This is a genomic window from Streptomyces hamibioticus (assembly GCF_047946815.1).
Taxonomy (GTDB): Bacteria; Actinomycetota; Actinomycetes; order Streptomycetales; family Streptomycetaceae; genus Streptomyces.
Genome location: NZ_JBKKQY010000001.1, coordinates 4,491,783 through 4,510,634 on the forward strand (window position 1 = coordinate 4,491,783; position 18,852 = coordinate 4,510,634).

Here is an 18,852-nt window from a genome sequence, read left to right on the forward strand (position 1 = left end):
AGGCCCCGTTAACACGGGGCTTTTTGCATTCACCCAGAAGGGAAGAACCGTGGCCCAGAAGATCCGCGTCATCCTGCTCGATGACCTCGCCAACGACGGCACCACCGAAGCCGATGAGACGGTCCAGTTCAGCCTCGACGGGGTGGACTACGAGATCGACCTCACCAAGGACAACGCCCACAAACTCCGGGCCAGGCTCAAGGAGTTCACCCAGGCCGGCCGCGTGGTCAAGCGCGGTGCCAAGCGCAGCAGGCAGCCCCTGACCGAGCGGGCCGGCAACGGGGCGACCACGAACCGGCACCAGGGCGGAAAGGACCCCGCGGTCATTCGGGCCTGGGCCGTCAAGGAGGGGCTGATCCCCGCCGGACAGCGAGGCCGGCTCGCCGCGAAGTACAGGGAGGCGTACACCGCCGCCCAGTTCCACAACTACGGCCCCCTGAACAAGCTGAAGGACGATCTGGAGGCCCCGGGCGACACCCCCGCCCTGGAGGAGTCCGGCGAGCCAGCCGGGGACCAGGCCAGCACCCCCGAGGACCCGCGCGAGGTCAAGGCCCGCGAGCACTACAAGCCCCTCACCCGGCGCAGCCCCGAGATGGAGGACGACAAGAAGTGGGCCCGTCGCACCGCCCACGGCTGCCAGCGCACCGACAAGGTCGAGCAGATGACGCTCGTCGAGCGCATCAACGCCATCGCTGCCGGCGGCAGCGACCGCAACCTGACCATCCTTGGCATGCTCGCCGGCATCCTCCCCCTCAAGACCGGAAAGGTCTCCCACCTCACCGGCAGCGCCATGCGCCTCCAGAACCTGGAGATGATCCAGTACGCCCCCGACAGCGAACACGGCTGGAAGATCACCGAGTTCGGCCGCTACGCCCACGCTTGGCATCACGGTGCGGAATAAACCCCCCGGTTGGGTGGAGCCTGCGAAAACGCGTGGAAGCGGGCTCCACAAGCGTTGGGCCAACGGTTCACCCATTCGAGTGTCGATGTAAGAAATCACCCAAGCTCGTTCCGGCCAAGGTCACCCCCCGGCTATTTTGTGATCCATCGCAATAAGAGAGCGACAGGGAGTAACCGTGACAACAAGCGAAGCTCACGAGCTGCCCACCGAGGAAGAGGTATACGACCACATCCGCAGCATCGCCCCCAGGTACCGCCGCTGCGCCGCAGGTGACCACAACTGGAAGATGACCGAAGGCGCGGGCTACACCGCAGGCGGCAGAGCCTTCCGGGGGAGCGACCTCAGCAGGGCGGCTTGGTTCGAGTGCACGGACACCTGCGTACCCGACGAAGAGGGTGAGCGCGGCTGCGGCCGGCAGCGCGGCTACGAGATGGAGTACGACGCGCGGCGTGGCCGCCTGGTCCGCACCACCGTCTACAGCTACAGCAACATGAACCCCGAACTGGCGAGCCCCAAGGGCATCTCGTTCACGGGCATCAACGTCCGCAGCGAGATGCCGGACGTCATGCGCGACGACCAGGTCCGACGCCAGTTGCTCCAGGTCACCGCCGTCAAGGGAGCCGCGTAAATGGCACAACGCCTCGTCACGGAACAGTTCTGCGACTGGCATGGCCAGCTCGACCAGCCCCAGCAGGTCCCCGCCGTCCACGTCCGGACCAACCCCCACGGCAAGGACAATGATCTCTGCGAAGCGTGCTGCATGATGTTCGACTGGGGCATGCCCCGAGTCGAGACGCTGATGGCGTTCTTCAACCCGGAGGTCATAAAGCGACTCCTTCGTGTCGGCCGGGAACCCGCCGAAGCCAAGAGCGAGCGCCGCTCCGCTCAGCTCGCCCTCCCCGGAGCCGCGCCGGCGTCGAAAGCCGTGCCGACCCCGAAAAAGGAAAAGACGAAGAAGACCACCACGCCCGACCCGGAATCCGTCCCGGAGAGCAACGCACGAAAAAGCGCCATCGCCAACCGCGGACGCTGGAAGCCGGACGTGGACCAGGTGCTGTGCCCCCTGGACCACAAGGGAGCCAACAGCCCCAAGCGGTACTGGGTCGACGTACGAGACCGCGGAAGCCATGCGAAGTCCAGCCACAAGGGGCTTCGGGGCCCGCAGGTTCCCTACGAGCTGCCCCCCGACGCCAACTTCACCCTGGACGTGAAGTGCTTCGACCACAAGGTGTGCGCGGAGGCTGGCGGTTTCGGATTCAAGACTCCCGCAGGACTGGCCATGCACATCACCAAGGCCGACGCAGAGGGCTGGGAGAAGGCATCCAGCAAGGACACAACCACCACAGACTAAGCTGCCACGGCAGCAGAAAACGACACAGGCCCCCGTCTTAGGCAGCCAGGACAGGGGCCCTCGTTGTGCCTGCTCTCAAGTCGCGTGCCGAACGGTGATCGTCCGCTGAATGAACCTCGCCTCCTCCATCACCGGCCGCGACCGGGCGAGGAACTCTGCGGCAAGCCACTGACGCCTCGGGTCGGCCGCGAGGCGTTCCCACAAGGCAGAAGGCAGCGACTGGTAGAGGGCATCGAGCGCCTCGGAGTTGGGCGTCCGGGCCAGGCCGCCGGCCAGCATGCCCTCTGCGTCACGAAAGTCCATGACGAGCAGGCTAGAGGGATGTCCGGGCCATTTCTGCGGCGCGTCACTCATATGGGCGTAGTTGAGGGAAAGTCCGAGCGGCGAGGGCGTACGTCAGATGGCCGTAATGTCTCACCCGCACGTAGGGATGAACCGTCTGCCATTAGATTGACGGGACTGTCCTATATATCCGAGTGGTGAAATCGACGCCTAGCGTTCCCGTATGTCTGAAAGCGTCACGTTTGTGTGGAAGCCGGGCCCCCCGCTCACCGCCGCCGAGCGCCGACGGCTCCAACAGCTCCTCTTCGGTGATCCAAACGAGGTACGCTGCCCCGAAAACGGCCCGACCCCCAAGCGCTTGGTGGAGCACGAGGGGGCCGGAACCAACCCGGCGGTGCGCGAACACCCCGGGGATGGAACAGTCGCGGAGGACTGAACATGCCTATTGTGGCACGCCCACGCCTGGCTGCTGAAGCAGCGATCGTCGTTGCGAAGTACGCCCGAGTTTCGACCCTCGACCAGCTCGACGGCTTCGGACTCGAAGACCAGGACAAAATCACGAACGGCTGGCTCGACCGCCATCCCGAGGCAACCGTCTACGACACCTACGTGGACGAAGCCGTATCCGGCGCACTGGAAAACCGTCCTGAGATGGACCGCCTTGTGGTCGATGCCCACAAGCAGTGCTTCAACCGCATCCTGGTCCCCAAGGTCGACCGCATCGGCCGTACCGCCCGCGCCGCCTACCAGTGGGCCTGGAACATGGCGGACATCGGCGTCTACTTCATCTCCGTCACCGAAGGAATCGACACCAGCACCGACGCGGGCTGGGCGCAGTTCATGCAGTACGTCACCTTCTCCGAGATGGAGTGGCGGCGTATCAAGGAGCGCACCTTCGCCGGCCGCGAGCTGAAGATCAGTTACGGCGGCTGGCCGGGCGGCCCCGCACCCTACGGCTACAAGATCGCCCAGGACACCTCCTGGGTCGGCAAGCGCAGGAAGAAGTTCTCGGTCCTCGTCACAGACGAGAAGGAGAGCATGGTCCTGTGGACCGCTGTCCACTTCGTCGTCGACAAGGGCATGAACTTCACCGAGGCCGCTGAAGCACTCAACGAGCGAGGGCTGTACACCCGCAGCGGAGTCCCGTGGACCGCCGCGAACCTCCGCGGTCGCCTCTACAGCGAAACCATCCACGACGGATACGTGGTCTACCGCAAGACCAACCGCGGTAACGGCAAGAACACCACCCTGCGCTACGAAGACGGCGCCCCCGTCTACGGCGAACCGGTCAAAATCGGCGTCCCGCCCATTTTCGACGAGGAGCGCGCCAGGGCACTCATGGAGGCGATGAAGAAGATCGGCTTCCAGAACGGCCGCAGCGCCGACCGCGTCTACCCCCTCTCCGGCCGCATCCACGGTCACTGCGGGGAGGTCTACACAGGCGCCGGCCGCGGCGAAGATGAAGCCGACCGCGCCTACCGCTGCAAGGGCATGAAGAACAAGGGAGGCTCCTGCGGCGAGCCGTACTTCAACGCCAACGAAATCGAGGGCGTCATCTGGGCGGAGCTGACCAAGCTCCTCAAGGACGAGGACCGCCTGAAGGCGATGGCAGCCGAATGGGTCCACAGCCTGCCCGGCGACAAGGAGAAGTACGAGAAGCGCGTCCAGGACTACGACAAGAAGATCAAGGAGCAGGACCACCTCATCAACACCAAGGTCCCCGAGTACATGCGCGAGGGCGTGGATGGCAAGGTCGTGGCTGCCGCCGTCCGGACGATGCAAGCGGATCTGGAGAAGTACAAGCAGGAGCGCAAGTTCGCCCAAGACTGGCTGGACGCGTACGCCGAGTACCAGCGCCAGGCCCACAACCTCGTGGACATCGCCAACAACGCCCGCGAGCGCCTGGACAGCATGACCCTGGCCGACCGCAAGGAAATCTTCGACATGTTCAATCTGTCGGTCGTGCCCGGCAAGATGGACCACGTCGCGAAGCCCGGCGTGCGGTGCGCGGTGCAGCACTGGCATTGGGACACCGGAACCCTGGTTCCGCCCGACCCGACAGACGCCGACTGGGAAGCCGTACTCGATACCCTCCAGCCGTTCTTCGGCGGCAAGAAGAAGAAGCACTTCACGAGCAAGTACGACATTCGCCAGCAGTTCTGCGGGATGCTTCACCGCCTGCGCCACGGTCTCTCGTGGGTCGACATGCCGCTCACCTGGGGCCCCATCAATCCCATGCGCGAGAGGCAGCTCACCTGGTTCAAGGCGGGGGCCTGGCCCGAGATCATGAAGACGCTGCGGGCCGACGAGAGGGGGGTGCCGGCGTACAAGCGTCCGACGCTGCCGCAACTGACTGTGACGGGTCAGCTCCGTGCCGGCCTGCTCGCGGAGGTCAGGACCGAGGAGCCGCGGCCGAAGCCGGCGGACCGGAACGCAGCCAAGGCGGACGGTCCCGGCTACACCGTTCTTTCTGCGACTGCTCAAATCGGCGTCGAGACCACCGTCAACCTCATCGGCAACGGCACCTACGCCCTGCTCACCCACCCCGGGCAGCGGGCCCGGCTCCAGCGCTCCCTGGCCGCCGGCGACCACGCCCTGCTGGAGACCGGCGTCGAGGAACTCCTGCGCTACGACGGCCCCGTGGAGCTGGCCACCTGGCGGTTCGCCACCCGCCCGCTGACCATCGGCGGACAGGACATCGCCCCCGGCGACCCCGTCCTCGTCGTCCTCGCCGCCGCCGACCGGGACCCGGCGAGGTTCGCTGACCCCGACACCCTCGACCTCGCCCGTCGCGACAACCAGCACCTCGGATACGGCCACGGCATCCACTACTGCCTCGGCGCCCCGCTCGCCCGCCTGGAGGGCCAGACCGCGCTCGCCACCCTCCTGGCCCGCCTGCCCGACCTGCGCCTCGCCGAGGATCCCGCCGAACTGCGCTGGCGCGGCGGGCTCATCATGCGCGGACTGCGCACCCTGCCCGTGTCGTTCACACCGGCCCCGGCGGCGGGCCCCGCGGCGGACCCCGTCCCGGGACCCTCGGGCAAAGGTGACACGCGCTCAACTTCGTGATCTTCACGTGATCTGCGCGGCATGAACTTGTGACAAGTGATCGTCTGCCTATACGTTCACGGATCAGCGCGGCGCCGAGCGCCACCCGCCGCGCGGGTCAGCGCTGTCTCCGAAAGGTCTTCGCATGCTCTCCGGGAACGGTCGTCACCGCCGCCCCCGCCAGGCCCCGGCTCTCGTCGTCGCCGCCGGCGTGACCGGCTCCGCCATCGCGATCCCGCTCCTCGGGGCCTCCGGTGCCAGCGCGGCCGACGGCGCGGCGTGGGACCGTGTCGCCGAGTGCGAGACCGGCGGCGCCTGGAGCCAGAACAGCGGCAACGGCTACTACGGCGGGCTCCAGTTGCCCCAGGAGAAGTGGGAGCAGTACGGCGGCCTCGCCTACGCGTCGAGCGCCGACCAGGCCAGCCGGTCCCAGCAGATCAGAGTCGCCGAGAAGCTGCTCGCGGCCGAGGGCATCACCGCGTGGCCGACCTGCGGACTGCTCGCCGGCCTGGAGAACGACTCGCCGTCGGCGGTCGGCGGCGGCACCGCGGATGACGGATCGTCGGACGCGACGCCCACCGCTCCCACGTCACCCACGTCACCCACATCGGACGCATCGGGCACCCCCGGGGCGACAACGGAGTCCGCGCCCGAGACCGCGCCCGAGAGCGTGCCTGCGTCACCGACCGCCCCGGACCCCGACGCGTCCGCCTCGACGGCCGCGCCCACTCCGTCCGGCACTCCCACGAACGGCACGGACGAATCCCCCAAGTCCGACACGTCCGGCGAAAATGGCTCGCCCGCGGCGACCGCCACCGACTCGGCCACCGCAAAGCGCGACGACTCGGACAACTCCGGGCAGGGTGCCGGTTCTTCGGATCTGACGGACACCGGCCAGAGCGGCACCGGCCGCCACCGCGGCGAGAGCGCGGACGAGGGTGCCGGGGACGGTCGTACGGGCGAGTCGGCGGGGCGGCATGCCTCGCGCGGCGACGCCGCCGTGCGGGATGCCGCGGACGGCACGTACACGGTCCGCTCCGGCGACAGTCTCTGGGGCATCGCCGACTCCCTTGAACTGGACGGCGGGTGGCGCGCGCTCTACGCCGCCAACGAGGAGGCCGTGGGTGCCGACCCGGACCACATCCTGCCCGGTCAGACGCTTGCAGTGCGGGTCGAATCGGGCGAAAAGTAGCGGGAGTTCATGTCAGGGTTCGGGCGCTGATGTCCGGTTTAGATGCCGTGAGAGATAGGTCTCAGAAGCCCTGATCGTCTTTGAAAATCCGCGGTGCGCGTGACTACGGTCGTGATCGCTCGCCATCGCGGGCCCCGGCTGCCGCAACGCCGAATCCTGCCAGCGGCCGTCCGGGAACAGTCGTCGCGTCAAGCGCCGTAGGCAGGAGCGGGGGACCCAAGGTAAGTGCCCGACCGGCCAGTTGCGCCGGAACGGCTAGGGGTGAAGCCGCGCTTCTCGTAAAGAGAGGTGTGGCCGGGCAATTCCACCGGCCCGAACCCGACAGCTCACCTCGTAGGCGTCGGTGAGGGGATCCAACCATGCTGTTTTCCGGCAAGGGCAAGCACCGTCGTCCGTCCAAGGCCACTCGCGCCATCGCCGTCGCCGGCGTCACCGGCGCCGCCGTCGCCGCCCCGCTGATGGCGGCCGGCAACGCCTCCGCCGCCACCGCCGCAGAGTGGGACGCCGTCGCCCAGTGCGAGTCCGGCGGCAACTGGTCCATCAACACCGGCAACGGCTACTACGGCGGTCTGCAGTTCTCCGCCTCCACCTGGGCCGGCTACGGCGGCACCCAGTACGCGGCCACCGCCGACCAGGCCACCAAGGCCCAGCAGATCGAGATCGCCGAGAAGGTCCTCGCGGGCCAGGGCAAGGGTGCCTGGCCGGTCTGTGGCAAGAACCTGTCCAGCGCCCCGTACGGCGGTGGCGGCTCCACCGAGTCCGGCGGTTCCTCGAACGGCTCCTCGAACAGCGCCTCCGGTGCCACCGAGAGCCGCGAGACCGAGCAGAAGGCCTCCCGTTCGCAGGAGCGCCCGGCCGCGCCCAAGGCCGAGGAGAGCAAGAAGACCGTCACCACCCCGACCGGCAAGAAGGTCGAGAAGGGCGACGGCGAGTACAAGGTCGTCAAGGGTGACACCCTCAGCTCCATCGCCACCGAGCACGGCGTCGAGGGCGGCTGGCAGAAGCTGTTCCAGCTGAACGACGACATCGTCGAGGAAGCCGACCTGATCTACCCGGGTCAGCAGCTGCACCTGAAGTAAGCAGCGGCCCGCAGTCCCCCCGTCCCGGTGCGTGTTCCCCCGTACGCACCGGGGCGGGGTTTTTCGCGCCGCCGTCCCGGGGAACCGGTGAGCCGCCGACCGCCGACCGCCGACCGCCGACCGCCGACCGCCGACCGCCGCCCGCCGGGCCCGGGAGCCGTCGCCGGGAATCCGGGGATACGCCTTTGTTCCGTTCGGAAACAATTTGCTCTCGGTTCTGTCCAAGGGGTGGGTGACCGGCTGGCCGATCGCCCGGAGCCGGTTAGGCTCATCCCGCAGAGCCCCACGGCCGGCCCGCACAGCCACCGCGGACCTGCCCAACAGCGTCACATCCACGAAGGAGATGCTCGTGCCGTCCATCGACGTCGTCGTAGCCCGGGAAATCCTGGACTCCCGAGGCAACCCCACGGTCGAGGTCGAGGTCGGCCTCGACGACGGCAGCACGGGTCGTGCCGCCGTCCCGTCCGGCGCCTCCACCGGCGCCTTCGAGGCCATCGAGCTCCGCGACGGCGACACCAGCCGCTATCAGGGCAAGGGTGTCGAGAAGGCCGTCCTGGCCGTCATCGAGCAGATCGGCCCGGAGCTGGTCGGCTACGACGCCACCGAGCAGCGCCTGATCGACCAGGCCATGTTCGACCTGGACGCCACCGACAACAAGGGCTCCCTCGGCGCCAACGCCATCCTCGGCGTCTCGCTCGCCGTCGCCCACGCCGCCTCCGAGGCCAGCGACCTGCCGCTCTTCCGCTACCTGGGCGGCCCCAACGCGCACCTGCTGCCGGTGCCGATGATGAACATCCTGAACGGCGGGTCGCACGCCGACTCGAACGTGGACATCCAGGAGTTCATGATCGCCCCGATCGGCGCGGAGTCCTTCTCCGAGGCCCTGCGCTGGGGCACCGAGGTCTACCACACCCTGAAGAAGGTCCTGAAGAACAAGGGCCTGGCCACCGGCCTCGGCGACGAGGGCGGCTTCGCGCCGAACCTCGGCTCCAACCGCGAGGCCCTCGACCTCATCCTCGAGGCGATCAAGGAGGCCGGTTACACGCCCGGCGAGCAGGTCGCCCTCGCCCTCGACGTCGCCGCCTCCGAGTTCTACAAGGACGGCGTCTACACCTTCGAGGGCAAGGAGCGCTCGGCGGCCGAGATGACCGAGTACTACGCCGAGCTGGTCGAGGCGTACCCGCTGGTCTCCATCGAGGACCCGCTGTTCGAGGACGACTGGGAGGGCTGGAAGACCATCACCGGCCGGCTCGGTGACAAGGTCCAGCTCGTCGGCGACGACCTGTTCGTCACCAACCCGGAGCGCCTGGCCCGCGGCATCGAGGAGAACGCCGCCAACGCGCTGCTGGTCAAGGTCAACCAGATCGGTTCGCTGACCGAGACCCTGGACGCCGTCGAGCTGGCCCAGCGCAACGGCTTCAAGTGCATGATGTCCCACCGCTCCGGTGAGACCGAGGACGTCACCATCGCCGACCTGGCCGTCGCCACCAACTGCGGCCAGATCAAGACCGGCGCCCCGGCCCGCTCCGAGCGCGTCGCCAAGTACAACCAGCTGCTGCGCATCGAGGAGATCCTCGACGACGCGGCGGTGTACGCCGGCCGCAGCGCCTTCCCGCGGTTTCGCTCGGCGAACCACTAAGCACGGCGAGGGCTGACCCCGCCCTCGTGGGCAGCGTCGTCCGTACGTCCCCGTATCCGGTCCCGTACCGTGTGCGGGGACGTACGCACGTATGAACACGGTATGAACACGCACGACGTGAACGGGAGGCGGGGCACATGGCGGTGAAGGACCGGGACCGTTTCTCCACCGCGACGCGGATCCGGCTGCTCGGGGAGCAGACCGCGGCCCGCGTCTACCGCTCGCAGACCAGGCGCCAGGCCCGCCGCTCCCGGCTGACCGGCCGGGCGGCGCTGCTCGCGCTGGTGGTCTGCTCGCTCGTGGTCGCGCTTGCCTACCCGATACGGCAGTACATCGCCCAGCGGGCCGAGATCGCCGACCTCCAGCGGCAGAAGCAGGAGGCCGAGCAGCGGGTCGAGGAGCTGCGCGACCTCAAGGCACGCTGGCAGGACGACGCCTACGCCGCCCAGCAGATCCGGCTGCGGCTGCACTACGTGCTGCCCGGGGAGACCGGGTACATCATGCGGGACCCGGACCCGGTCAGGAAGTCCCGCACCGGCCCCGGGGCGGCCGACCGCCCCTGGTACCGCAACGTGCTGGACGGGGTGGACAAGGCCGACGCCGCCGCCGACCGCTGAGCCGCCCCGGGACCGGCGTGCCCGACACCGACCAGACAGAAAGACACCCGAAGACCGTCATGGAAACCCCTCCGCCGCCCACCCCGCGCACCGAGCCCACGGACGCGGACGTCGAGGCCTTCAAGCACCAGCTCGGACGTCCGCCGCGCGGACTGCGCGCCATCGCGCACCGCTGCCCCTGCGGGCAGCCGGACGTCGTGGAGACGGCCCCACGGCTGCCCGACGGCACCCCCTTCCCGACGCTGTACTACCTGACGTGCCCGCGCGCCTCCTCGGCGATCGGCACGCTGGAGGCGAACGGCGTGATGAAGGAGATGACCGAGCGGCTGGCCGCCGACCCGGTGCTGGCCGCCGCCTACCGGGCCGCGCACGAGGACTACATCCGGCGCCGCGACGAGATCGAGGAACTGAAGAACTTCCCCAGCGCGGGCGGCATGCCGGACCGGGTGAAGTGCCTGCACGTGCTGGTCGCCCACTCGCTGGCGGCCGGCCCGGGCGTCAACCCGCTGGGCGACGAGGCGATCGCCATGCTGCCCGAGTGGTGGCGCAAGGGACCGTGCGTGACGGCCCCGGACGAGGGCGGCCAGGGCGAGGACCAGGACCAGCACGAAGGGGGCGCCGAGTGACCCGGGTCGCCGCCATCGACTGCGGTACGAACTCCATCCGGCTGCTGGTCGCCGACATCGACCCGGCCAAGCGCGAGCTGACCGACCTGGACCGGCGCATGACGATCGTGCGGCTCGGCCAGGACGTCGACCGCACCGGCCGGCTGGCCCCCGAGGCGCTGGAGCGGACCTTCGCCGCCTGCCGCGAGTACGCCGAGGTCATCAAGGAGCACGGCGCCGAGCGGGTGCGCTTCGTGGCCACCTCCGCCTCCCGGGACGCCGAGAACCGCGACGAGTTCGTCCGCGGGGTGATGGCCATCCTCGGCGTGCAGCCGGAGGTGATCACCGGCGACCAGGAGGCCGAGTTCTCCTTCACCGGCGCCACCGAGGAGCTGACCGGACGGGCGGACCTGCACCGGCCCTTCCTGGTGGTGGACATCGGCGGCGGCTCGACCGAGTTCGTCGTCGGTGACGACCATGTGCGCGCCGCCCGCTCCGTCGACGTCGGCTGCGTCCGGATGACCGAGCGCCACCTGGTCCGGGACGGGCAGGTCACCGACCCGCCCACCGAGGAGCAGATCACGGCGATGCGGGCCGATATCGAGGCGGCCCTCGACCTGGCGGAGCAGACGGTGCCGCTGCGCGAGGCCCGCACCCTGGTCGGCCTGGCCGGCTCGGTCACGACGGTCTCGGCCATCGCGCAGGAGCTGCCCGAGTACGACTCGACGGCCATCCACCATTCCCGCGTCTCCCGCGACCGGGTCCGCGAGATCGCCCACTGGCTGCTGCACTCCACCCACGCCGAGCGCGCGGCGGTGCCGTCCATGCACCCGGGCCGCGTCGACGTGATCGCGTCCGGCGCCCTCGTCCTGCTGGCGATCATGGACCGGATGGGCGCGGAGGAGGTCGTGGTGAGCGAACACGACATCCTGGACGGGATCGCCTGGTCCGTGGCGTAACGGGGCGGACGGCGGGGGTCAGTGTCCCGACGGCGGCGGGTTCTTCGCGACGGTGACCGCCATCAGGGCCAGGTCGTCGGCGAGGACGCCGCCCGCGTGGCGGTGGACCAGGCGGGCCAGGGTCTCCACCACGGTGGGCGGCCCCTGACGCCAGGCGGCGCGCAGGCCCTCCGCGGGCGAGAAGAACGCGCCGTCGGCGTCCCGGGCCTCCAGCAGGCCGTCGGTGCACAGCAGGAGCAGGTCGCCGGCGGCGAAGGGGCGGCTGTCGTACTCCCAGGGGCCGGGGTCCAGCTCGCCGAGGCCGAGCGGGAGCCCCGTGTCGGCCGGCGTCCACTCCTCGACGCCCGCCTCGCTCGCCAGGAACGCCGGGCAGTGGCCCCGGCTCAGCAGCCGCACCTCCTCGCCCCCGGGCGGGATCTCGGCGACGGCCGCGGTGACGAAGCGCTCGCCGTCCACGTCCTCGCCGCCGTCCGCCCCCTGACCGGCGCGCACGGCCGCCACGTCGTGGGCGTACCGGGTGACGGCCTCGTCGAGATGGCGGGCGAGCAGCGGCAGCGTCTCCGTGTGGTGCGCCGCCTCCCGGAAGCTGCCCACCAGCGCCGCCACGCTCGGGATCGCGTCCAGGCCCTTGCCGCGCACGTCGCCGATGAGCAGCCGTACGCCGTACCGGGTGCGCTCGGCGGCGTACAGGTCCCCGCCCACGGCCGCCGAGTGCGAGGCGGCCTCGTAACGCACGGCGATCCAGGTGCGTCCCAGCCAGGCCCGCACCGGGGGCAGCACCGCGCGCTGCGCGTACTCCGCGGCCTTCGCGGCTCCCGCCAGCCGTCGGCGCAGGGACAGCCGCAGCGCGCACAGCGGTACGGACACCCAGACCAGCAGGAACAGGGCGAAGTAGTCCGCCGCCCGATGGCCGGCGTCGTTCGCCAGGTGCCGGGTGAACAGCAGCAGCACCCCGGCCGCGCTGTTCAGCACCGCCAGCAGCACCACCATGGGCAGCGCGTAGACGCAGGCGGCCATCATCGCGCTGAGGACCAGCAGGGAGTTGCCGGTGACGGGCGCCGAGGTGGTCAGTTCCACGGCGACGGCCAGCACGATCAGGGCCACGGGCAGCCATCGGGCCCACCGCGGCAGCGCGATGCTCTCCGGCTCCGGGGCGTAGGAGAGCAGCCCCGTCGCACGGCGGTGCGGGCTCATGCGGAACCTTTCTCTCCCCGAGCACACTAGGGACGACTGAGCAGGTCGGCCAACGTGTGAGCGCGTTCGGGGGGTCGCGGGGCGGCGCCGGGAGGAGCCTCGCGAGAAAGTTCGTGAAGTTCTTCACAAGGAAATGGGCCCTGTCGGACGACAAAAACCCGGCCGTTGACCCTTTTGAGGGCTCAACTGCCCTTTGAACACGTTCAGGATGCCGCCCGGGGCGGGTTCGGCGGACGGGGTGGCCGGCCCCGGTCCGGCCGGTTCCACGATGCGGATGGGCAGCTCACGCGGCATTGACAGCCGGGTCCCCTACACGGTGGTTCCCGTTCGGCGCCATGATCTCCGTCACTGGGCGGCGGAGTGTAACACAGCCCTGACCGGAGCTTGTGAAGGGGCGCACGAAGCACCCCCCTCAGACGGGTGGATACTCGATGGCATGAGCACCACGGAGCGTCCCAGGATCCTCGTAGTAGGCGGTGGGTACGTAGGCCTGTACGCAGCTCGGCGCATTCTGAAGAAGATGCGTTACGGAGAGGCGACCGTCACCGTCGTCGACCCCCGGTCGTACATGACCTACCAGCCCTTCCTCCCCGAAACCGCCGCCGGCAACATCTCCCCGCGACACGTCGTCGTCCCCCTCAGGCGCGTGCTCCCCAAGGCGGAGGTCCTCACCGGCCGGGTCACCACCATCGACCAGGACCGCAAGGTGGCCACGATCGCCCCGCTGACCGGCGAGGCGTACGAGCTGCCCTTCGACTACCTGGTCATCGCCATGGGCGCGGTCTCCCGCACCTTCCCGATCCCCGGCCTCGCCGAGCAGGGCATCGGCATGAAGGGCATCGAGGAGGCCATCGGCCTGCGCAACCACGTGCTGGAGCAGCTCGACAAGGCCGACTCCACCACCGACGAGGAGATCCGCCGCAAGGCGCTCACCTTCGTCTTCGTCGGTGGCGGCTTCGCCGGTGCGGAGACCATCGGTGAGGTCGAGGACATGGCCCGGGACGCGGCCAAGTACTACACCAACGTGTCCCGTGAGGACATGCGCTTCATCCTCGTCGACGCCGCCGACAAGATCCTCCCCGAGGTCGGCCCCAAGCTCGGCAAGTACGGCAAGGAGCACCTCGAGGGCCGCGGCGTCGAGGTCTACCTGTCCACCTCCATGGAGTCCTGCGTCGACGGCCACGTGGTGCTGAAGAACGGCCTCGAGGTCGACTCCAACACGATCGTGTGGACGGCGGGCGTCAAGCCGAACCCGGCCCTGACCCGCTTCGGTCTGCCGCTCGGCCCCCGCGGCCACGTCGACTGCGAGCCCACGCTCCAGGTCAAGGGCACCGACTACATCTGGGCCGCGGGCGACAACGCCCAGGTCCCGGACCTGGTCGGCCGCAAGGCCGGCAACGAGAACGCCTGGTGCCCGCCGAACGCCCAGCACGCGCTGCGCCAGGCCAAGGTGCTCGGCGACAACGTGGTGTCCGGCATGCGGGGCTTCCCGCAGAAGGACTACAGCCACGCCAACAAGGGCGCGGTCGCGGGCCTCGGCCTGCACAAGGGCGTCGCGATGATCGTCCTGGGCAAGACCAAGATCAAGCTCAAGGGCCGGCTCGCCTGGTACATGCACCGCGCGTACCACGGCATGGCGATGCCGACCTGGAACCGCAAGATCCGGGTCTTCGCGGACTGGACGCTCGGCATGTTCCTCAAGCGCGAGGTCGTCTCGCTCGGCGCGATCGAGTCCCCGCGCGAGGAGTTCTACGAGGCCGCCAAGCCGGCCCCGGTCGCCGCGGCCAAGCCCGAGGGACAGAAGGCCAAGGCCTCCTGACCCCGGTCACCTCGACCACTCCCCGAAGGGGCCACCCGCCATCCGTGGTGCGGGCGGCCCCTTCGGCGTTCGCCTCCACCTGATCTCTCGCCGTCGGCTTCTTCGGACGAGGTGGCGCCCTCGCCGCGGCGCGCTTGTCCTCCGACCGTCACCCCGCACGAAGGTTTACCCAGCCATAACGCGCACGGGGGACTGCGGCGGGGGCGCTCAGGTGTTTACGTGGTGTCGGACTTTCGGGATCGTTGTCACGGAGGTGTGCACCATGGCGGACGTCGCGCCGCGGCTGAAGGGGCTGGTCGAACAGATGCTGGGGGCTCCGCTCCCGGTCCGCGTCCGTGCCTGGGACGGTTCGCAGGCCGGCCCGCCGGGCGCCCCGGTACTGGTCGTCCGCAGCCGCCGCGCCCTGCGCAGGCTGCTGTTCAAGCCCGGTGAACTGGGCCTGGCCCGCGGCTGGGTGGCCGGCGACCTGGACGTCGACGGCGACCTCTACGCCGCCCTGGATCTGCTCTCCGGTCTGATCTGGGAGCGCGGCGAGGACGCCAGGACCCTCGGCCAGGCGCTGCGTGACCCCGAGGTGCGCGCCGCCGTGCGCGGGCTGGTCAGGCTCGGCGGGCCGCCGCTGCCGCCCGCCCCGCCCGCCGAGGAGGTCCGCCGGCGCCGGGGCCATCTGCACACCCGCCGCACCGACAGACGCGCCGTCAGCCACCACTACGACGTCGGCAACGACTTCTACGAACTCGTCCTCGGCCCCTCCATGGTCTACTCGTGCGCCTACTGGGACGAGTCCCCCGGGGCCTCCGGGGCCACGCTGGAGACCGCCCAGCGCGACAAGCTCGAACTCGTCTGCCGCAAGCTCGGCCTGAAGCCCGGTCAGCGGCTGCTCGACGTCGGCTGCGGCTGGGGCTCGATGGCCATCCACGCCGCCCGCGACCACGGGGTGAGCGTCGTCGGCATCACCCTCTCGCAGGAGCAGGCCGCCTACGCCCGCAAGCGCGTCGCCGAGGAGGGGCTCACCGACCGGGTGGAGATCCGCGTCCAGGACTACCGGGACGTCGCGGACGGGCCCTACGACGCGATCTCCTCCATCGGCATGGCCGAACACGTCGGCGCCGGCCGCTACCTGGAGTACGCCCGGGTCCTGCACGCGCTGCTCAAGCCCGGCGGACGGCTGCTGAACCACCAGATCGCCCGCCGTCCGGAGCGCGACGAGACCGCGTACAGCGTGGACGCCTTCATCGACGCCTACGTCTTCCCCGACGGCGAACTGGCCCCCCTCGGCACCACCGTCACCCAGCTGGAGCGCGCCGGGTTCGAGGTGCGCGACGTGGAGTCGATCCGCGAGCACTACGCGCTCACCCTGCGCCGCTGGGTCGCCAACCTGGAGGACGGGTGGCCGCGCGCCGTGCAGCTCACCACCCCCGGCCGGGCCCGCGTCTGGCGCCTGTACATGGCGGCCTCCGCGCTGGCCTTCGAGCACAACCGCATCGGCGTCAACCAGGTCCTGGCGGTGCGCACCCCGGAGTCCGGCGCCTCCGGCATGCCGCTGCGCGCCCGCACCTGGAACTGACCGCGCGAGGGCCCCGCTCCCCTTTCGGAAGGGAGCGGGGCCCTCGTCGCCGTACGCCCGCCGCGGCTACTCGGTCTTGATGGCCGTCAGCATGTTCAGCCGCGCCGCCCGCCGGGCCGGCCACAGCGCCGCCAGGACACCGACGACCGCGGCCAGCGCCAGGAAGACCGCCATCCGCTCCCACGGCAGCACCAGCTCGTACGTCGCCATCGTCGAGCCCAGCAGCTCACCGGCCGCCCAGCCGAAGAACACCCCGAGCCCGATGCCCAGCACACCGCCGAACAGGGAGATCACCAGGGACTCCAGGCGGACCATCCGCTTGATGCCCCGGCGGTCCAGGCCGATCGCCCGCAGCATGCCGATCTCCTGGGAGCGCTCGAAGACCGACATGGCCAGGGTGTTGATGACCCCGAGGACCGCCACGATCACGGCCATGGCCAGCAGGCCGTAGAGCATGTTCAGCATCAGCGTGAACATCTGCGCGATCTCCTGGGAGATGTCCTTCTTGTCCTGGATCTTGATCGCCGGGTTGGTGCCGAGGGCATCGACCAGCCGGTCCTTCGTCGCCTCGGAGGTGCCGCCGGAGGTCTTCACCATGACCTGCATGTCGACCGGGTCCGGCTGGTGCGGGGCGAGGGTCGCGGTGTCGAGCATGATGCCGCGGATCATGTCGTTGCCCCGGTAGACCCCGGCGACCGCCAGCCGCTGCTTCTTGCCGTCCTCGTAGGCGACGGTGAAGGACGAGCCGGCCTTCCAGCCGTGCTCCTTCGCGGTGGTGTCGTCGACGACGACGTCCGTGCCGCCGACCTCGAAGGTGCCCGAGTCGACCTCGAGGTCGGTGAGCTTGCCGATGGTGGAGCCGTCGACGCCGGTGAGGTACTCGGTCTCGCCGCCGATCCGGGAGGGCGCGTTGCGCAGCGGGCTGGTGGCGGTGACCCCGTCGACCCGCCGGAGCTTCTCGGCGACGTCCGGGGAGAGCGGGTTGTGGTTCGCCATGGAGACCACGTAGTCGGCCTCGATCGCCGCCGACGCCATCTTGTCGATCGACTTCTGCAGGCTGCCCGCCATCACCGTCATGCCGGTGATCAGGGTGAGCCCGATCATCAGCGCCGAGGCGGTGGCGGCGGTACGGCGCGGGTTGCGCACCGAGTTCTGCCGGGCGAGCTTGCCGGCGACGCCGAACGCGCGCAGCACGGGCGCCGCGGCGGCGATCAGCGGGCGGGAGAGCAGCGGCGTCAGGACGAACACGCCGATGATCAGCAGCACCGCGCCGAGTCCCATCGGGGCCTGCCCGTCCGAGCCGTTCATCGTCGTGGCCGCCAGGACCACCGCGACGCCGGCCGCCGAGAACAGCGCGCCGAGGGTGTTGCGCAGCACCAGCGACTTGGTCGTCGCCTTGGCGTGCAGGCTGCTCATCGCCGCCACCGGCGGGATCTTCGCCGCCCGGCGGCCCGGCAGCCACGCGGCCAGCACGGTGACCAGGATGCCGACCGCGAGGGCCGCGACCACCGTGCCCGGCGTGATCACCAGGGGGCCGTCGGGCACGGGTGCGTCCAGGGCGCCCATCAGGGAGCGCAGCCCGGCACCGATCCCGACGCCCGCGACCAGGCCGACCACGGCGGCGACCGCGCCGACCACGAACGCCTCGATCAGCACCGACCGGGTGACCTGCTTGCGGGAGGCGCCGACGGCGCGCAGCAGGGCCAGCTCCTTGGTGCGCTGGGCGACCAGCATGGTGAAGGTGTTGGCGATGATGAACGTGCCGACGAACAGCGCGATGCCGGCGAAGACCAGCAGGCCCTGCTTCAGGCCGCTCATCGACGAGGCGATCATCTCCGCCTGGTCGTCGGCGAGCCGCTTGCCGGTGGTGGTCTCCACGACGTCCTCCGGCAGCGCCCTGTCCAGCTCGGCCTTGAGCGCGGCCTGGGTGACGCCGGCCTTCGCCTTGACGGCGATCTCGTCGTACGTGCCCGTCCTGCCGAACAGCTGCTGGGCGGTCGCCGTGTCGAACAGGGCGAGGCTGCCGCCGGCCGCGACATTGCCGTCGTCGGTGGTGAAGATGCCGGTGATCTCCGGGGTGAGCACCGGGCCGTCGACCGACAGCCGCACGGTGTCACCGACCTGGTAGCCGGTGCGCTCGGCGGTCTCGGAGTCGATGAGGATCTCGCCCCTGCCCTTCGGGGCGCGCCCGTCGACCAGCGGGTACCGGGGGTCCTTGCCGCCCCAGTAGTTGCCGCCCTGCGTGCTGAAGCCGTCGCCGATCAGCTTGCCGTCCTTGTCGGCGACGGCGGTGAAGCCCTGCACGACGCCGATCGCGGACGCGGCGCCGGGCACCTGGGCGCTCTTCTCCAGCAGGGCGTCGGTCAGCTCGTGCTGCTTGCCGACCCGGTCGCCCTCGGCGTCCTGGTAGTCCGGCGTGACGGCGACGTCCACCTGGTCGAAGCCCTTGGCGGAGCTGTTCTGGTAGGCGTCGGAGACGGTGTTGGTGAAGACCAGGGTGCCCGACACGAACGCCACGCCGAGCATCACGGCGAGCACGGTCATCAACAGCCTGGCCTTGTGCGCGAGTACGTTGCGCAAGGCGGTACGGAACATGGGG

General features: G+C 69.9%; 14 protein-coding genes, 2 pseudogenes and 1 riboswitch. Of the genes and pseudogenes, 13 read left to right on the forward strand and 3 right to left on the reverse strand.

Going from position 1 to position 18,852, the window contains the following annotated elements:
- Positions 1-49: 49 nt before the first annotated feature.
- From ACLGIH_RS20535 to ACLGIH_RS20545, 3 genes are all read left to right on the forward strand, one after another.
- The gene (locus ACLGIH_RS20535) at positions 50-901 is read left to right on the forward strand and encodes a histone-like nucleoid-structuring protein Lsr2 (protein WP_416526721.1); all 852 of its coding nucleotides are present in this window, start codon (positions 50-52) and stop codon (positions 899-901) included.
- A 175-nt stretch (positions 902-1,076) separates the two neighbouring features.
- Positions 1,077-1,529 carry a hypothetical protein gene (locus tag ACLGIH_RS20540; protein WP_416526722.1) on the forward strand — a complete coding sequence of 151 codons (453 nt, stop codon included), beginning with the start codon at positions 1,077-1,079 and terminating at the stop codon, positions 1,527-1,529.
- A complete protein-coding gene (locus tag ACLGIH_RS20545; RefSeq protein ID WP_416526723.1) occupies positions 1,530-2,252 on the forward strand; it encodes a hypothetical protein in 723 nt (240 codons plus the stop codon). It begins immediately after the preceding gene.
- A gap of 75 nt (positions 2,253-2,327) precedes the next feature.
- Here ACLGIH_RS20545 and ACLGIH_RS20550 read toward each other — a convergent pair whose 3' ends face one another.
- A complete protein-coding gene (locus ACLGIH_RS20550) occupies positions 2,328-2,555 on the reverse strand; it encodes a hypothetical protein (protein WP_416526724.1) in 228 nt (75 codons plus the stop codon).
- Between the two features lie 417 nt (positions 2,556-2,972).
- Here ACLGIH_RS20550 and ACLGIH_RS20555 point away from each other — a divergent pair.
- The 8 genes and pseudogenes from ACLGIH_RS20555 to ACLGIH_RS20590 all read left to right on the forward strand — a co-directional run.
- Positions 2,973-4,091: pseudogene (locus tag ACLGIH_RS20555) on the forward strand (recombinase family protein); the annotation flags it as partial.
- Between the two features lie 930 nt (positions 4,092-5,021).
- Positions 5,022-5,603, forward strand: a pseudogene (locus tag ACLGIH_RS20560) (cytochrome P450); the annotation flags it as partial.
- 124 nt (positions 5,604-5,727) lie between these two features.
- Positions 5,728-6,774, forward strand: coding sequence for a transglycosylase family protein (locus tag ACLGIH_RS20565; protein ID WP_416526725.1), 1,047 nt, complete (start codon positions 5,728-5,730; stop codon positions 6,772-6,774).
- 183 nt (positions 6,775-6,957) lie between these two features.
- Positions 6,958-7,129: riboswitch (cyclic di-AMP (ydaO/yuaA leader) on the forward strand.
- A 4-nt stretch (positions 7,130-7,133) separates the two neighbouring features.
- Entirely contained in the window at positions 7,134-7,853 is a 720-nt protein-coding gene (locus tag ACLGIH_RS20570) for a transglycosylase family protein (RefSeq protein WP_416526726.1), read from the forward strand.
- 349 nt (positions 7,854-8,202) lie between these two features.
- The gene (eno, locus tag ACLGIH_RS20575) at positions 8,203-9,492 is read left to right on the forward strand and encodes a phosphopyruvate hydratase (protein WP_416526727.1); all 1,290 of its coding nucleotides are present in this window, start codon (positions 8,203-8,205) and stop codon (positions 9,490-9,492) included.
- A gap of 137 nt (positions 9,493-9,629) precedes the next feature.
- The gene (locus ACLGIH_RS20580) at positions 9,630-10,109 is read left to right on the forward strand and encodes an FtsB family cell division protein (protein ID WP_416526728.1); all 480 of its coding nucleotides are present in this window, start codon (positions 9,630-9,632) and stop codon (positions 10,107-10,109) included.
- 59 nt (positions 10,110-10,168) lie between these two features.
- Positions 10,169-10,735 carry a DUF501 domain-containing protein gene (locus ACLGIH_RS20585; RefSeq protein ID WP_416526729.1) on the forward strand — a complete coding sequence of 189 codons (567 nt, stop codon included), beginning with the start codon at positions 10,169-10,171 and terminating at the stop codon, positions 10,733-10,735.
- Entirely contained in the window at positions 10,732-11,673 is a 942-nt protein-coding gene (locus ACLGIH_RS20590; RefSeq protein ID WP_416526730.1) for a Ppx/GppA phosphatase family protein, read from the forward strand. The genes ACLGIH_RS20585 and ACLGIH_RS20590 overlap by 4 nt, the downstream gene beginning before the upstream one ends.
- 18 nt (positions 11,674-11,691) lie before the next feature.
- Here the strand turns inward: ACLGIH_RS20590 and ACLGIH_RS20595 are convergent, their stop codons facing one another.
- Positions 11,692-12,867: a PP2C family protein-serine/threonine phosphatase gene (locus tag ACLGIH_RS20595; RefSeq protein WP_416526731.1), complete on the reverse strand. Its 1,176-nt coding sequence runs from the start codon at positions 12,865-12,867 to the stop codon at positions 11,692-11,694.
- A gap of 436 nt (positions 12,868-13,303) precedes the next feature.
- On the opposite strand from ACLGIH_RS20595, the gene ACLGIH_RS20600 reads away from it, so the two are divergent.
- Both ACLGIH_RS20600 and ACLGIH_RS20605 read left to right on the forward strand, forming a co-directional pair.
- Complete coding sequence (locus ACLGIH_RS20600; protein ID WP_416526732.1) at positions 13,304-14,686, forward strand: NAD(P)/FAD-dependent oxidoreductase; 1,383 nt, start codon at positions 13,304-13,306, stop codon at positions 14,684-14,686.
- Between the two features lie 262 nt (positions 14,687-14,948).
- Entirely contained in the window at positions 14,949-16,253 is a 1,305-nt protein-coding gene (locus ACLGIH_RS20605) for a class I SAM-dependent methyltransferase (protein ID WP_416526733.1), read from the forward strand.
- Positions 16,254-16,319: 66 nt separating this feature from the next.
- Here ACLGIH_RS20605 and ACLGIH_RS20610 read toward each other — a convergent pair whose 3' ends face one another.
- Positions 16,320-18,848 (reverse strand): ABC transporter permease, encoded by a 2,529-nt coding sequence (locus ACLGIH_RS20610; protein WP_416526734.1) that lies wholly within the window; start codon positions 18,846-18,848, stop codon positions 16,320-16,322.
- Positions 18,849-18,852 lie beyond the last annotated feature (4 nt).

Excerpts from the sequence above, each read along its gene's own strand:
- ACLGIH_RS20605 (WP_416526733.1), top strand. The coding sequence starts at position 14,949 with ATGGCGGACGTCGCGCCGCGGCTGAAGGGGCTGGTCGAACAGATGCTG.
- ACLGIH_RS20580 (WP_416526728.1), top strand. The coding sequence starts at position 9,630 with ATGGCGGTGAAGGACCGGGACCGTTTCTCCACCGCGACGCGGATCCGG.
- ACLGIH_RS20570 (WP_416526726.1), top strand. The coding sequence starts at position 7,134 with ATGCTGTTTTCCGGCAAGGGCAAGCACCGTCGTCCGTCCAAGGCCACT.
- ACLGIH_RS20545 (WP_416526723.1), top strand. The coding sequence starts at position 1,530 with ATGGCACAACGCCTCGTCACGGAACAGTTCTGCGACTGGCATGGCCAG.
- ACLGIH_RS20565 (WP_416526725.1), top strand. The coding sequence starts at position 5,728 with ATGCTCTCCGGGAACGGTCGTCACCGCCGCCCCCGCCAGGCCCCGGCT.
- ACLGIH_RS20595 (WP_416526731.1), bottom strand. The coding sequence starts at position 12,867 with ATGAGCCCGCACCGCCGTGCGACGGGGCTGCTCTCCTACGCCCCGGAG.
- ACLGIH_RS20610 (WP_416526734.1), bottom strand. The coding sequence starts at position 18,848 with ATGTTCCGTACCGCCTTGCGCAACGTACTCGCGCACAAGGCCAGGCTG.
- ACLGIH_RS20585 (WP_416526729.1), top strand. The coding sequence starts at position 10,169 with ATGGAAACCCCTCCGCCGCCCACCCCGCGCACCGAGCCCACGGACGCG.
- ACLGIH_RS20550 (WP_416526724.1), bottom strand. The coding sequence starts at position 2,555 with ATGGACTTTCGTGACGCAGAGGGCATGCTGGCCGGCGGCCTGGCCCGG.
- ACLGIH_RS20600 (WP_416526732.1), top strand. The coding sequence starts at position 13,304 with ATGAGCACCACGGAGCGTCCCAGGATCCTCGTAGTAGGCGGTGGGTAC.